This window comes from Novosphingobium resinovorum, from assembly GCF_001742225.1.
Taxonomy (GTDB): Bacteria; Pseudomonadota; Alphaproteobacteria; order Sphingomonadales; family Sphingomonadaceae; genus Novosphingobium; species Novosphingobium resinovorum_A.
On the sequence record NZ_CP017076.1, the window covers coordinates 784,406 to 796,594 of the forward strand.

A 12,189-nucleotide genomic window follows, 5' to 3' on the forward strand; every position below is an offset into this window, starting at 1 on the left:
GAATGACCGTTGGTCATTCAAGGTAAAGTCATCGCGCCCTAGAACATCGCCCTGAAGCCGAAGACGGCGGAGAGGCCGGACACATCCTCGCCGGCGGCGCGGGCCAGTCGTGCGGTTCCGGCCAGCTTGCGCTCCCAGTGTACACCGACATAAGGCGCGAGGGAGCGGTTGCGTTCATACCTCAGCCGAGCGCCGAGTTCGAGGCGCTCGAACCCCGATCCGACCGCCAGTGCGGGTGCATCCTGAAACGCGAAATCGACTTCGGCTTCGGGCTCCACCACCAGCGACTGGGTGATGCGCTGCTGATAGCCCGCCTTGCCGCGCGCATGGACATCGCCTTTTTCGGACACCAGCAATTGCCCGGTAACGTCGAACCAGTAAGGCGCCAGGCCCTCGATCCCGATCAGGGCGTAAGTCCGCCGGGGATCGGGGCGAAAATCGTGGCGCACGCCCAGCTGCAGATTGAACCACGGGTCCAGCGCATGACGCCAATAGGCATTGAGTTCGATACGTTCAGCCCGGTCGCCGAAAGTGCCCTCGCCCTCGCTGGCAAGCACCGCGCGATCGATATCGCCGCCGTACCAGGCCTGCCCGTCCCAGCCGAAGCCATCCTTGCCGTTGGCCGCCCGGTATTCCAGCCGGTCGATCTGGAGCGCGAAAGTGCTGAAATCCATCTCGCCGATCATCGCGCTGCGCGATGCGGCCATCCGTTCGGGTGCGAACACGCGGTCGGCGGCGTGGTCCTGCGGCGGCAGCGGCGCTGGCGCATCGCCCGGCTGATCCGCGGGCGCCTCGTTCGCCGACATGTCCATCATGGAGTGGTCCATCCCCGCGTGATCCTGACCCCAAGCCGGTACGGGAGCGGCCGCGAGAAGGATCGGCAGCAGTGCCTTGCGCAGCGCCATCAGCCTTCTCCCTGCGCCGAATCGCGCCGTACAGTGACCACGCGCATCATGCCTGCATGCATGTGCAGCAGCATGTGGCAGTGAAAGGCCCAGTCGCCTTCCGCGTCCGCCGTCAGGTCGAACGCCGCCTTGCCGCCTGGCAGGACGTTGACCGTGTGCTTGCGCGCGCGGTGTCCGGGATCGCCCTGTACCAGTTCAAAGAAGTGCCCGTGCAGGTGGATCGGATGCGGCATCATCGTGTCGTTGATCAGGGTGACGCGCACCCGCTCGCCAAGCCGGAAGGGGATCGGCGCTGGGTTTTGCGACATTGCGGTGCCGTCCATCGACCACATGTAGCGCTCCATGTTGGCGGTCAGGTGCACCTCCACCTGCCGCGTCGGCACGCGCGGATCGGGGTTTGGATCGCGCGAATGCAGGTCCGCATACGTCAGCACACGATGCTCGACGTTCTCCAGCCCGGTGGGACGATCCGCCAGCCGGTCCACCGGCATCGGCGATAGCGTGGCGACACCCGGTCCCATCTTCACGGACGGCGCCACAGAAGCATCGCGCATCTTCATGGAATGGCCCGACATGCTCTCGTTCGCGGGCTTGGACAGGTCGATCTCGCCGTCCTGCCCCATGTCCATGCCGGACATGTCCATGCCCATGTCGCGCATGGTCAGGAGCGGGCGCTTGCGAAGCTGCGGCACCGACGCAGCCAGACCCATACGCTGTGCCAGGGTCGCGCGGACCTGCCCGGAACGATCGAGCGCCTCGGCAATGATGCCATAGCTTTGCTCGGCTCCCGGCTCGATGATGAAGTCGTACGTTTCGGCGATGGCAATCTGCACTTCGTCCGTCTCGACCGGCTGGACCAGGTTGCCGTCCGCCGCCACCACCATCAGCGGCAGGCCGGGAATACGGAAGTTGAAATTGGTCATCGACGACGCATTGATCACCCGCAGGCGTACCCGCTCCCCCGGAGCGAACAGCCCGGTCCAGTTCTCCGCCGTGCCATGGCCGTTGATCAGGAAGCTGTACGTCGACCCCGTCACGTCGGAGATGTCGCTGGCATCCATCCGCATCTGGCCCCAGGCAACGCGATCGGACAGCGACTGGTCGCGGCCCGCCACCAGTCCTTCCAGTGTCTGCTTCTGACGGTTGAAATAGCCGCTCAACATCTTGAGGCGGCGCATCTGCTCGTGCGGGTGGATCGGGCTCCAGTCACTCAGGACCAGCACATGTTCGCGTTCGAAGGCCAACGCATCGGATGCGGCGGGGTCGATGACGATCGGGCCGAACAGGCCCATCGCCTCCTGCATGCCGGAATGCGAATGATACCAGAACGTACCCGAATGACGCAGCGCGAACTCGTACGTGAAGGTCTCGCCGGGGTCGATGCCGGGGAAGCTGATCCCGGGCACGCCGTCCATCTGGAACGGCACCAGCAGGCCATGCCAGTGGATCGATGTCTGCTCCCGCAGCCGGTTGGTTACGGCGATGCGCACCGTCTGTCCTTCGCGCAGGCGCAGCAGCGGAGCGGGCAAAGTGCCGTTGACGGTCACCGTATGGCCCGAGCGGCTACCGGTGGCGAAGTGGCTTTCGGCGATCTGCAGCGCGATGCTCTCGCCCGATAGCACGCCCGATCCGGCAGAGGCATGGGCGATTCCGGCGGTTCCGCTGCGCGCCCATGCCGGGAACAGCCTGGACAAGCCGAGAGTACCCGCCAGCGCCCCGCCCATGGCGAGAAGGCGGCGGCGATCGAGGGCGATGGTGGTGAAGTCCGGCGAAGTCATGCCTCTCAATACGTCAGCGGACGCGCTATCCCTCGACAAGGTGCGACAATTTCTGCCGCGCGCGGTAGATGCGCGTTTCCACCGCCTTGCGGCTGACGCCCAGGATCGCGGCGGCTTCGTCCTGCGGCAGCCCCTCCATGGCGCAAAGCAGCAGCGGCTCCTTGAGCGTATCGGGCAGGGCTGCGATGGCGGCGTGAATCCGCGCGACTTCCTGCCGGGACTTCAACGCCGCCTCCGGATCGGGCTGTGCATCGGGCACGTGCGCGGCATCCTCGATCGGTAGCGCGAAGGCGAACAGCCGCCGCACCGCGCGCCGCCGCGTCCAGTCGCGGCACTTGTTGAGCGCGATGCGCAGAAGCCAGGCGCGGAACGGCCGTGCCGGATCATAGCGATGCAGCGACAGGAACGCGGCCACGAAGCTGTCCTGCGTGACGTCCAGCGCATCGGCCTCATGGTCCAGATAGCCGCGCACCATGCGGAACACCGCGCTGCGATGCGCCTCCATAAGCGCGTCGAACCCGAACTGTTTCCCCGCCAGCGCTGCCGCCACGGCGGCTGCATCGTCTCTGGAATCGTCCTTGGAAGCGGAACCCGTCACCGCGGCGTCAGTCCTGCGGCGGCGACGTCAGGGCCTTTGCCACGGCCTTGTCGAAACGGCCGGTCTGGTCGGAACGCAGCACCCTGCGCATGGCGAAGACATGCTGCAGCGTCGCCTTCTGCAATTCACCCATGGCCATGTGCGAGCGGTCGATCGCCTTTTCCACATCGGGGCCATAGGCATGTTCGCGGGTGATCGCAGCGGCCAGATCGGCATTGGCGGCGCGCATCTCGGTTTCGATTCTGCGGCGGTGTACCGAAAAATCCTGCTCCAGCTTGTCGATACGACGCCCTTGTTCCGCATCCAGCGTGAGATCGTGATGAAGCACAACATGCAGACCGCTTTCACCCGACATGTTTGCCCGCAGGCTCTGTCCGATCCACAGCGCCGCCAGCGTCATCAGGGCCGTTGCAACCGCTACGACGCAATACCGATAAAGCGACACCATGCTCAGACTTTCAGAATTCGGGAGGGCGCGGCATCGGGTATCGTCAGTAACGCGTCGCGGTCGTTGCGCCCCAGATCGAGGACGGACGGTTGCTGGGAATAAGCGCCAAACAGCCCTACTATGATCGCCACGCCGCACCCCGTCAGCAGACCACGACGAACCGCCAGACGCTGCTGCCCGGCCGCAACCCCGGCCAGCACGGCGCCGTTGATAGAGGACAGTGCATCGGGCATTCGCTCGTCACGCAAGATGCCGAACATATCCTCAAGGTCGTTCATCTGCCCAGTCTCGCCATGATCCATCACATCTCTTTATACGCGAAGCCTGCGCACATCCCTCAGTGCCGGAAGGCGCGAAAATTCTCCAGCGGTGTTTGAGGGATGCAACGGACAGCCGCGTATCTTCAGGTGCAAGTCGGTCGGAATCCTTCCCCGACTGGATAAAGGACATTCCATGCGCCTGGTTTCCCTCACCGCCGCCGCCCTGGCCCTTGCCGTTGCCGTTGCCGCCGCCCCTTCCATCGTATTCGCCCATCCCAAGCTCGTGAACGCAATGCCGGCGGTAAACGCGACGGTTGGCAAGGCCAATGCGATCTCGCTCACGTTTTCAGAAGATCTCGTCGGGCCGCTATCAGGTGTCGACCTCGTCATGACGGGTATGCCGGGCATGGCCGATCACAAGCCGATGCCGATCAAGGGCATTACCGCCAAGGCAAACGGCAAGATCCTTTCGGTCGCCCTCCCCCGCCCCCTACCGACCGGGAGCTATATGCTGTCCTGGCATGCCGTAGCCGCCGACCAGCACCGGGTCGAGGGCTCCTATACTTTCACGGTTCGCTAAGGGCGCTTGCGTGAACGCCCTCGTCGTCGCCCGTTTCACAAGTTACTTGTTTCTGTTGGGAGCGGCGGGGCTACCCTTTTACGGGACGATCCGGCGCAGGCCGCCATACGATCCGGCCCGGCGCATCGTTCTCCTGTGCATAGCGGTCATTGCCATCGTCGCTTCCGCAGCATGGGCGATCGTCAATGTGGCAGCCATGGCAGGGGTGGAACTGCACGAGCTCGACACCGAAACCGTCTTCATGGTCCTGCGGGCAACACCGTTGGGAAACGTAGTGCAGACACGCCTGGCATTTCTGGTGCTGTTTTGCGCTGCGCTCGCATGGCGTCCCACTCCGTGGCTACTTTCCGTCTTCGCGCTTCTCGCCCTTGCGACATCGGCCTGGGCAGGTCACGCTGGCGCGGGTGAAGGATCATCGGGAACATTGCTTCACGCCAGCGACGTCATCCATCTGTTCGCCGCGGCGCTCTGGCTAGGTGCGCTCCTGTCGTTCACCACGCGGCTGTTCTGCGGGTTGGAGCCCGCACAGGTGATATGCGATCTTGCCGAATTCGCCGACGCCGGAACCATTGTCGTCGCCGCGCTGATCGGCTCCGGTCTCGTTAACGCCTGGTTGATCGCTGATCCGTCAAAAGACGGCCTCGGCACTTTGTCATACGGATCTTGGCTTTCGCTTATCGGCGCCAAAATCCTGTTTTTCGGCGCAATGCTTGGCTTTGCCGCTCTCAACAGATGGCGTTTTGTTCCATCGGTTGTCGCGGGCTCGCCGAGCGCTGTCACAATGCTCAAATGGTCGCTGGCCCTGGAAACTGCCTGTGCGATCACGGTCATAATCATAGTGGCCTACGCCGGCCAGCTCTCGCCATCCGGCGCGTGATCATGCTCATCGGGACATGACGGCAGCTTTCCCGATGTCGCCCAGCAAACTTTGACGATACGATCGGCCAGCGCCTTTGCCCCGGCCCCCAGAGGCGCGCGCGGAATACCGGCAAAGGAGTTGTGCGATGGCAAGTCTCGAAGCCCGCCTGATCGGCCTGACGATCGATCGTTCCATGAAAGAGGCCTACGCCTTTGCCAGCCAGCCCGAAAACTTTCCGGAATGGGCGGCAGGCATGTCGTCCTCTCTTCACCGTGAAGGCGAGACGTGGCGGGCAGAGACACCGCTGGGGGAGGCCACGATCAGGTTCAGCCCTCCCAATGAATTCGGCGTGCTCGACCATTGGGTCACGCTGCCGGGCAAGCCCGTCATCTACATCCCGCTGCGCATGATCGAGAACGGGACCGGCACACAGGTGGCGTTCACGCTATTCCGGCAGCCGGGCATGAGCGAAGCCGATTTCGATCAGGACGCCGCGATGGTCGAGAAGGATCTCGCCGCGCTAAAGCGCCTGCTGGAAAGCCGTGAGCCTCCCCAAAGCGGCCAGGCGTGACCGGCAGTCCCGAGACACCTGAGGCCAAGGCTGCCCGCCCCACCGAGCGTTCGTCCGAGATCGTTCACGAATGGGCGTCGCGGCGAGTTCACAGGCGCGCTGTCGCTGCCGTTCGAGCTGCTCCCGCGCAGCCGGTCGATACGCATCGTTTTGCGCCGCAAGCAACATATGCCGCTACAACCGATTGTAATCGAAGTCTTCCAAAGAGATATCCGTGCGCAATAGGTCGATCGCTTCTTCGCTGCTGCCCGTGACTTGAGCGCTGGCGGCATGCGGTCCTGCTTCCGAAGCGCCTGACGACCCTGCATCCCGCGTCAGCAACGACGAGATCCGCTGGACTGACGCGGCCTTGCGCGATCTGCGTGCCGCCGATCTCGTGCCGGACTACATGACTTCGGTTAATCCGGGCGCGTTCTATGGCTGGCCCTATAGCTACTACGGCAATCACGCAGACCCGCGCGTCCATCCGTAGAAGCCCGAGATGGGGCGGAAGGCGAGCACGGCAGTTGGCATCGCCGCCAACTGGTTGGGATACAAGGTGGTATGGTTTCCCTTCACGACCGGCCGTCCTTCCGGCAAGCCGCGCGAATTCGTGATCGGGTTCATAGGCTTCGACGGCAAGTCCCGGGGGTGTGCGGTGGGCGCGACCTACGATCCGGTCCGCCCCACGCTGGGGGTCGCCGACGACTTGTCGAACACGGTCTGGCGGATCACTCCATCAGGTTGAAGCGCCATTCGTCATTGCGCCCCTTTCCTGTCGCAATAGCCGCCGCGTCGAGAGTTCAACGCGGCGGCCATGTCTTGCAATCGAACTGATCAGAAACGCAGACTGCTGGTCACCATCACGCTCTGGGTATCGAACTTGTCGCCGCGATTGATGCTTGCCCCGCCGGAAGGCGTTATGCGGAAGGGGTTGGTCGGCGGAGCCGTGCCCGCGCCGACATCGACACGGTAATCGTCGGCATTGTAGCGGGTATAGAGATAGCGCGCGCCGATCGAGAAGTTCCGCGCGACCTTGGCTTCCACGCCGCCGCCGACGTTCCAGCCCCAGGCATCTTCCTTGCGGTTGACTTCGGTGAAGCTGTTCGCCCCGTTGCTGGTGGTGAAGCTGTTGCTCACCTTGGCGTAGGACAGGCCGCCCGTCACATAGGGCATGATGCCGCTGCGCGTTGTCACGCCGAGCCGGGCACGCAGATTGCCGTTCCAGTCGATCTGACGGCGCATGGTGTAGTAGGCAGGCGTCGTCGAATATTCGCTCACCGCATCGTCGATGTACGTCTTGCCCGCTTCGGCGACCACACCCGCCACGATGCTGCCGAACTGCCGGTCGTAGCCGACGTGGCCCATCCAGCTCAGCGCATCCTTGTCGCCGCGGCAGCCGCTGTCAGGCGTCGCGCCGCGCGCCGCACCGCCGCATGTGCCGGGAGAAAAGGCATTGGCGCCAGTCGTCGTGGTGACGGTGTCGTTGAAGTTGCCATCGGCGTTGGTGTCGAAGCGCAGATGCTCGTTGCTGTCATTCTGCTGGAACGTGTAACCGATCGAGCCGCCGACATACGGGCCGCTCCAGTCCACCGCATCCCCGTCCTGCGCGAAAGCCGGCGCGGCAAGAGCGAGCGCCATCGCGCCCAAAGGCGCAAAGTACAGTGCCCTCATGGAAATCCTCCTTATCAGACGGCCAACTCAGCCGCTGTCGGAAGGGCAAACTGCGAGGAGCAACCGTTAGTTGCGCCGCTTTACCATGACGTTTTGTTGCCCGTGCACCAATGTGCACACAACCGCTGGTGCACCTCAGCCAAACGTGAAGGCAAACGCCTGAACTCCGGGGTCGAGGAACTCGATTGCGAAAGTACGCTCCGCCGTGCCGCCCTGCATCCTGACCAATTGATAGAGCCGCTGGCCATCGACCGACCCGTTGCCGCGCGGATCGACATCGGCGCCGTGATCGGCTCCGGGCGCCTGGCCATCGATCGTCACCCGGAACCGTACCGCCCGGCCCGCTCGCGTCGGACCGAGTACAAGGTGCACGTCACGAGCGTGAAAGCGATAGACGATGCGTCCTCCTGCAGCGTCGAGCGAAGCCTGTTCGCGGCCGACCGACCATTCACCGGCAAGGCCCCAGGCGTCGCGCTGCGGGCTAGCGGGAGCCGCGTAGTCATGGCGGGTATCTCGGACAAGACCGCCCGGCGAGGCGAACCGCATCGCCTTGCCGTAGCCGAGGTAGGTTTCAGGCGATCGCGCCTTCCCCTGCCCCGCGGCGGCTCCGGCTCCGGTCGCCGAAACCGTGACCGTTCCCGCATTACCCACCGCGCTGCCGTTCTCCGCGAGCAGCCGCTGGATCACCCTTTCAGACTGCGCATAGTCGCCCTCGCCGAAATGATGGTAGCGGATGCGGCCCTTGCCATCGATGAAGTAGTGCGCCGGCCAGTAGCGATTGCGGAACGCGCGCCACACGCCATGATCGTTGTCGATCGCGACAGGATAGGCAATGCCGAGGTCACCTACCGCCTTGCGGACGTTGGCGGGATCCTTTTCAAAGGCGAACTCGGGTGTATGGACGCCGATCACCACCAGCCCCTGGTCGCGGTACTTCTCCGCCCAGGCCCGCACGTAAGGCAGCGAGCGCAGGCAGTTGATGCAGCTGTAGGTCCAGAAGTCGACCAGGACGACTTTCCCGCGCAGTGATTCCGGGGTCAGCGGCGGGGAGCCGATCCATTCGGTCACTCCCGCAAGCGAAGGGAACCGACCTTCTTCCACCAGTTGCCCGCCCTTGCCCATGGCGGCTGAGGACATCGCGTCGTCCTGGTGAAACCGGTCCAGCAAGCCCTGCTCGAAACGCGCCGTGCCCGACAGCGACAGGCGGGTCAGCAGCCCGGTGTCCAGCCCCAGCGCTATAGCGACGACGCCAACCAGGACGGCGACACCCAGCGCCTTGCGGATGCGTTCGCCTACGCCGATCGAACGCTTCATCGCCGCGAAGACTTTTCCGCCCACCAGCAAGGCCAGTGCCAGGGAAGTCGCGGCCCCTGCCGCGTAGGCCAGCAGCAACAGGCTCGTATGCGCACTCGCACCCTGCAGCGCTGCCCCGGTAAGCACGAGGCCGAGCACCGGTCCTGCGCAAGGTGCCCAAAGGAGGCCGGTGGCGACACCCAGCAGGAGCGACGCGAAAAAGCTCGATGCGCCATGATCCGCGCGGTCGGCCGATTGCGACAGCCTTCCTCCCAATGCCACCAGCGGCCGCGTCACCCGGTCGGCGAGGGAAGGAAACAGCAGCAGAAGCCCGAAAGCGGCGAGCACGGCCAGTGCCGCGATCCGCCCATACGCATTCGCCTGGATGGCCCATCCACCCCCGACTGCCGCCAGCGTCGCGACGGCGGCGAAGGTCAACGCCATGCCCAGTAGCAGCGGCAACCCGCTGCGCAGGAACGGCCCGTCGGCGCGCGCAAAGACGAAAGGCAGCACGGGCAGGATGCACGGACTGATGATCGTCAGCACACCCCCCAGATAAGCCAGCAGGAAGAGAATCATGTGGTGTCGTCGCCTTGCCGCAGATGCCGAAGCGCGCCCCGCTCTCGTACGTGGGCGGGTTTGGTGTTGCGATCCATAAACTCCCGCGCACCATAATGATGCATGAATGATCGACGCAGTGCTCTTTGACGGCGAATTCGACGACCGCCTGCATCCTTTCGGCATGTTTCGTCGTATCCTGTTTACAGACGACGCAAGCCGAAAGCCCCGCCCATGAACCGTATCGCCAACACCGCCATGATCGTTGTCACCGTTGCCGGGACGGTAGCCGGCTTCGCCGCGCTTCTCCGCGAGAGCAGCGTCGAAGCCGCTTCCTCCCAGGCCGTGTTCCGCATCCCGCCACCGGCATTCGAGACGCCCGAGGCAGGCAGGCGCGAAACTGCCGTGTTCGCTGGCGGCTGTTTTTGGGGCGTTCAGGGGGTATTCCAGCATGTCCGCGGCGTGAGCAGCGCGGTATCGGGCTATGCAGGCGGCGATCGGGGCAGCGCGCACTACGCGGTGGTATCGCGCGGGGGCACTGGCCATGCCGAGGCGGTGAAGGTCACTTACGATGCCCGGCAGGTCAGTTACGGGCAACTCCTGCATGTGTTTTTCTCGGTGGTCGCGGATCCCACGACGCTCAATGCGCAAGGCCCGGATCGCGGCACCCAGTATCGCAGCGCGCTGTTTCCCCTTTCGCCCGGCCAGCGCGCGACGGCCGATCGATACCTCGCCCAACTTGGCAAGACCGGCGCCTGGAAGCGCCCGATCGTTACCAGCGTGGAACCGTTCAAGGGTTTCTACCCTGCCGAGGGCTATCATCAGGACTACCTGACCTTGCATCCGGATTCGGCCTATATCCGCCGAAACGACCTGCCCAAGGTCGCTGCACTAAAGGCAACGTTTCCTGCGCTCTATCGAAGCAGTCCCGTCCTCGTCTCCGGGCGAGGCGCCAGTCCGTCACAGGAGCGTTGATACGATACCGGTCTGATGCTTTGACCACGACATCGGCACACTCTCAACCCACAGGATATGCAAAAGCCATGATTCCGCACGTTTTCCCGATGAGCCGCCGCGGCTTCTCCTTGTCGGTGGTCGCTGCAGGCACCGCTGCCCTGATCGGCGGGCGAGCGGTCGCCGCTCCGGATGCCCCCCTAAGGCTGTCGGACGCGGAATGGCGAAAGCGGCTATCCCCTCCGGCCTATGCGGTACTGCGCCAGGGAAGCACCGAGCGTCCCTATTCGAGTGCTTTGCTGAAAGAGCATCGCAAGGGCCGTTTTCTGTGCGGGGGCTGCGACCTCGCGTTGTTCTCCTCAACCACCAAGTTCGAAAGCGGTACGGGCTGGCCCAGTTTCTGGAACCATTTCCCCGGCGCGGTGAAGGTCGTCGCCGACCGCTCGATGGGCATGGTGCGCAAGGAGGTGCGCTGCATGCGCTGTGACGGGCATCTGGGCCACGTCTTCGACGACGGACCGCCGCCTACCGGTTTGCGCTACTGCATGAACGGGGCTGCGCTGACGTTCCGACCCGCCTGACGCGTGCACGGGAACGGGATGGCAAGGCTCAGCGGGGCCGGAACGGCCAAGCAGTGACTTTCGCCGCCCACAACGGCAACCAGATGAGTACCGGCTGCAAGGCAAGGCGTGGTATGTGATAGGCAAGTCCCAGTCCATGCCGGGGCCTTGCAAGATCGAGAAGCATATGCTGGACGTTCGCAGGCCAGACGCACAATGCATAGGCTGCAAGTCCCCATGCCGCAGCAGCGCGAAGCCGAGGCACCCATCCTTGTCCTATACCGGCAGCGCCGGCAATTTCCGCAATACCGGTCAACATGACAACCGCTTCAGGTGCGGGAACCCAGCCTGGAACGATCGCGACGAACGGCGCAGGCACGGCCAGATGGAGCGCTCCAGCTACCGCGTAAAGCAGCGCCAGCACCGCGCGGAAGATCGTTTGCAAATCCATTGAGGTCATGATCTTACGAAACGTCCGTGTTGTCACCAGCGCCCTCACAACGGACGTTCCAGGATCGACTCCCGCTGTCCGTTAGTGGATCGTCTGCTGTTCGAACACGGTGGTCCGCCCGATGAAGCGCCGCGTTTCTCGTTCCGGCCCGCCGCGAACCCGGGACAGGGTTAAGCAGAACTCGTTACCGCCGACAGAGAGGTGCACTACAGCGATTTTTCAGGGATTCCGGAGCTGCGCTCTGCCCTTGCAGAACGCCTGCAGCCCCACAACGGCACGACTGTTTCTCCCGATCAGATCATCGTCACCAACGGCCTGACCCAGGCATCCTTCATGGCCTTCATGGCCACGATCGATCCGGGCGACGAGGTGATAGTCCTCGTCAATCCGTGCAATCCCCGGCGCAACCCATTGCGATTGTCGAGGATGATCGCGCCGGGACCGGCTCGCAGGTTCGAACGGGAACCCGACCGGCAGCGCCTTCCTTACATACATGCACATGGATCGATGATGGAGAGCACGCATGCCTGCCCGTTCCAAAGCTCAGCAGAAAGCCGCAGGGGCAGCCCTGTCCGCCAAGCGCGGCGATACCCCCAAATCGAAGCTCAAGGGAGCCTCCAAAGATATGGAAACAACGATGAGCGAAGCGCAACTGGAGCACTTCGCCGCGACCAAACGAAAGGGCCTTCCTGAGCACAAGGACTGAAGTGCCCGGCTCCGG

The 12,189-nt window shown here is 64.0% G+C and carries 14 protein-coding genes and 2 pseudogenes; 8 read left to right on the top strand and 8 right to left on the bottom strand.

Annotation, left to right across the window (positions count from 1 at the left end):
• Positions 1-38: 38 nt before the first annotated feature.
• The 5 genes from BES08_RS21030 to BES08_RS21050 are packed head-to-tail and all read right to left on the bottom strand — an operon-like array spanning position 39 to position 4,007.
• Positions 39-905, bottom strand: a complete 867-nt coding sequence (locus tag BES08_RS21030; RefSeq protein WP_197524490.1) for a copper resistance protein B — start codon at positions 903-905, stop codon at positions 39-41.
• Positions 905-2,683 carry a copper resistance system multicopper oxidase gene (locus BES08_RS21035; protein ID WP_036528866.1) on the bottom strand — a complete coding sequence of 593 codons (1,779 nt, stop codon included), beginning with the start codon at positions 2,681-2,683 and terminating at the stop codon, positions 905-907. The genes BES08_RS21030 and BES08_RS21035 overlap by 1 nt, the downstream gene beginning before the upstream one ends.
• A 25-nt stretch (positions 2,684-2,708) precedes the next feature.
• The gene (locus BES08_RS21040) at positions 2,709-3,281 is read right to left on the bottom strand and encodes an RNA polymerase sigma factor (protein ID WP_051587110.1); all 573 of its coding nucleotides are present in this window, start codon (positions 3,279-3,281) and stop codon (positions 2,709-2,711) included.
• Positions 3,282-3,288: 7 nt separating this feature from the next.
• Positions 3,289-3,729 carry a periplasmic heavy metal sensor gene (locus BES08_RS21045; protein ID WP_008831487.1) on the bottom strand — a complete coding sequence of 147 codons (441 nt, stop codon included), beginning with the start codon at positions 3,727-3,729 and terminating at the stop codon, positions 3,289-3,291.
• 2 nt (positions 3,730-3,731) lie between these two features.
• Positions 3,732-4,007, bottom strand: coding sequence for a hypothetical protein (locus tag BES08_RS21050; protein ID WP_155986424.1), 276 nt, complete (start codon positions 4,005-4,007; stop codon positions 3,732-3,734).
• Between the two features lie 175 nt (positions 4,008-4,182).
• Here BES08_RS21050 and copC point away from each other — a divergent pair, with 175 nt between their 5' ends.
• From copC to BES08_RS21070, 4 genes and pseudogenes are all read left to right on the top strand, one after another.
• Positions 4,183-4,569: a copper homeostasis periplasmic binding protein CopC gene (copC, locus tag BES08_RS21055; RefSeq protein ID WP_036528859.1), complete on the top strand. Its 387-nt coding sequence runs from the start codon at positions 4,183-4,185 to the stop codon at positions 4,567-4,569.
• A gap of 10 nt (positions 4,570-4,579) precedes the next feature.
• On the top strand, positions 4,580-5,446 hold the full coding sequence (gene copD, locus BES08_RS21060) for a copper homeostasis membrane protein CopD (protein ID WP_083274780.1): 867 nt from the start codon (positions 4,580-4,582) through the stop codon (positions 5,444-5,446).
• Positions 5,447-5,573: 127 nt separating this feature from the next.
• Complete coding sequence (locus BES08_RS21065; RefSeq protein ID WP_069709423.1) at positions 5,574-5,999, top strand: SRPBCC family protein; 426 nt, start codon at positions 5,574-5,576, stop codon at positions 5,997-5,999.
• Positions 6,000-6,369: 370 nt separating this feature from the next.
• A pseudogene (locus BES08_RS21070) lies at positions 6,370-6,726 on the top strand (sorbosone dehydrogenase family protein); the annotation flags it as partial.
• An 89-nt stretch (positions 6,727-6,815) separates the two neighbouring features.
• Here the strand turns inward: BES08_RS21070 and BES08_RS21075 are convergent.
• Complete coding sequence (locus tag BES08_RS21075) at positions 6,816-7,652, bottom strand: outer membrane protein (RefSeq protein WP_069709425.1); 837 nt, start codon at positions 7,650-7,652, stop codon at positions 6,816-6,818.
• 135 nt (positions 7,653-7,787) lie between these two features.
• Positions 7,788-9,524 carry a cytochrome c biogenesis protein DipZ gene (locus BES08_RS21080; RefSeq protein WP_069709426.1) on the bottom strand — a complete coding sequence of 579 codons (1,737 nt, stop codon included), beginning with the start codon at positions 9,522-9,524 and terminating at the stop codon, positions 7,788-7,790.
• 213 nt (positions 9,525-9,737) lie between these two features.
• Between BES08_RS21080 and msrA the strand changes: the two genes are divergently transcribed.
• Both msrA and msrB read left to right on the top strand, forming a co-directional pair.
• Positions 9,738-10,478: a peptide-methionine (S)-S-oxide reductase MsrA gene (msrA, locus tag BES08_RS21085; protein WP_069709427.1), complete on the top strand. Its 741-nt coding sequence runs from the start codon at positions 9,738-9,740 to the stop codon at positions 10,476-10,478.
• 68 nt (positions 10,479-10,546) lie between these two features.
• Complete coding sequence (gene msrB / locus BES08_RS21090) at positions 10,547-11,038, top strand: peptide-methionine (R)-S-oxide reductase MsrB (protein WP_083274781.1); 492 nt, start codon at positions 10,547-10,549, stop codon at positions 11,036-11,038.
• Positions 11,039-11,066: 28 nt separating this feature from the next.
• On the opposite strand, the gene BES08_RS32035 is transcribed toward msrB, so the two are convergent.
• The gene (locus BES08_RS32035) at positions 11,067-11,477 is read right to left on the bottom strand and encodes a DoxX family protein (protein WP_420873471.1); all 411 of its coding nucleotides are present in this window, start codon (positions 11,475-11,477) and stop codon (positions 11,067-11,069) included.
• A 192-nt stretch (positions 11,478-11,669) separates the two neighbouring features.
• Between BES08_RS32035 and BES08_RS34135 the strand changes: the two are divergent.
• Together BES08_RS34135 and BES08_RS21095 are read left to right on the top strand one after the other, a co-directional pair.
• Positions 11,670-11,834: pseudogene (locus tag BES08_RS34135) on the top strand (aminotransferase class I/II-fold pyridoxal phosphate-dependent enzyme); the annotation flags it as partial.
• A 157-nt stretch (positions 11,835-11,991) separates the two neighbouring features.
• Complete coding sequence (locus BES08_RS21095; RefSeq protein WP_069709429.1) at positions 11,992-12,174, top strand: DUF3008 family protein; 183 nt, start codon at positions 11,992-11,994, stop codon at positions 12,172-12,174.
• Positions 12,175-12,189: the final 15 nt, after the last annotated feature.

Bases quoted from the DNA above. Each gene is read 5' to 3' on its own strand.
- BES08_RS21030 (WP_197524490.1), bottom strand. From the start codon at position 905: ATGGCGCTGCGCAAGGCACTGCTGCCGATCCTTCTCGCGGCCGCTCCC.
- BES08_RS21035 (WP_036528866.1), bottom strand. From the start codon at position 2,683: ATGACTTCGCCGGACTTCACCACCATCGCCCTCGATCGCCGCCGCCTT.
- BES08_RS21045 (WP_008831487.1), bottom strand. From the start codon at position 3,729: ATGGTGTCGCTTTATCGGTATTGCGTCGTAGCGGTTGCAACGGCCCTG.
- BES08_RS21050 (WP_155986424.1), bottom strand. From the start codon at position 4,007: ATGAACGACCTTGAGGATATGTTCGGCATCTTGCGTGACGAGCGAATG.
- copC (WP_036528859.1), top strand. From the start codon at position 4,183: ATGCGCCTGGTTTCCCTCACCGCCGCCGCCCTGGCCCTTGCCGTTGCC.
- BES08_RS21065 (WP_069709423.1), top strand. From the start codon at position 5,574: ATGGCAAGTCTCGAAGCCCGCCTGATCGGCCTGACGATCGATCGTTCC.
- BES08_RS21075 (WP_069709425.1), bottom strand. From the start codon at position 7,652: ATGAGGGCACTGTACTTTGCGCCTTTGGGCGCGATGGCGCTCGCTCTT.
- BES08_RS21080 (WP_069709426.1), bottom strand. From the start codon at position 9,524: ATGATTCTCTTCCTGCTGGCTTATCTGGGGGGTGTGCTGACGATCATC.
- msrA (WP_069709427.1), top strand. From the start codon at position 9,738: ATGAACCGTATCGCCAACACCGCCATGATCGTTGTCACCGTTGCCGGG.
- msrB (WP_083274781.1), top strand. From the start codon at position 10,547: ATGATTCCGCACGTTTTCCCGATGAGCCGCCGCGGCTTCTCCTTGTCG.
- BES08_RS32035 (WP_420873471.1), bottom strand. From the start codon at position 11,477: ATGACCTCAATGGATTTGCAAACGATCTTCCGCGCGGTGCTGGCGCTG.
- BES08_RS21095 (WP_069709429.1), top strand. From the start codon at position 11,992: ATGCCTGCCCGTTCCAAAGCTCAGCAGAAAGCCGCAGGGGCAGCCCTG.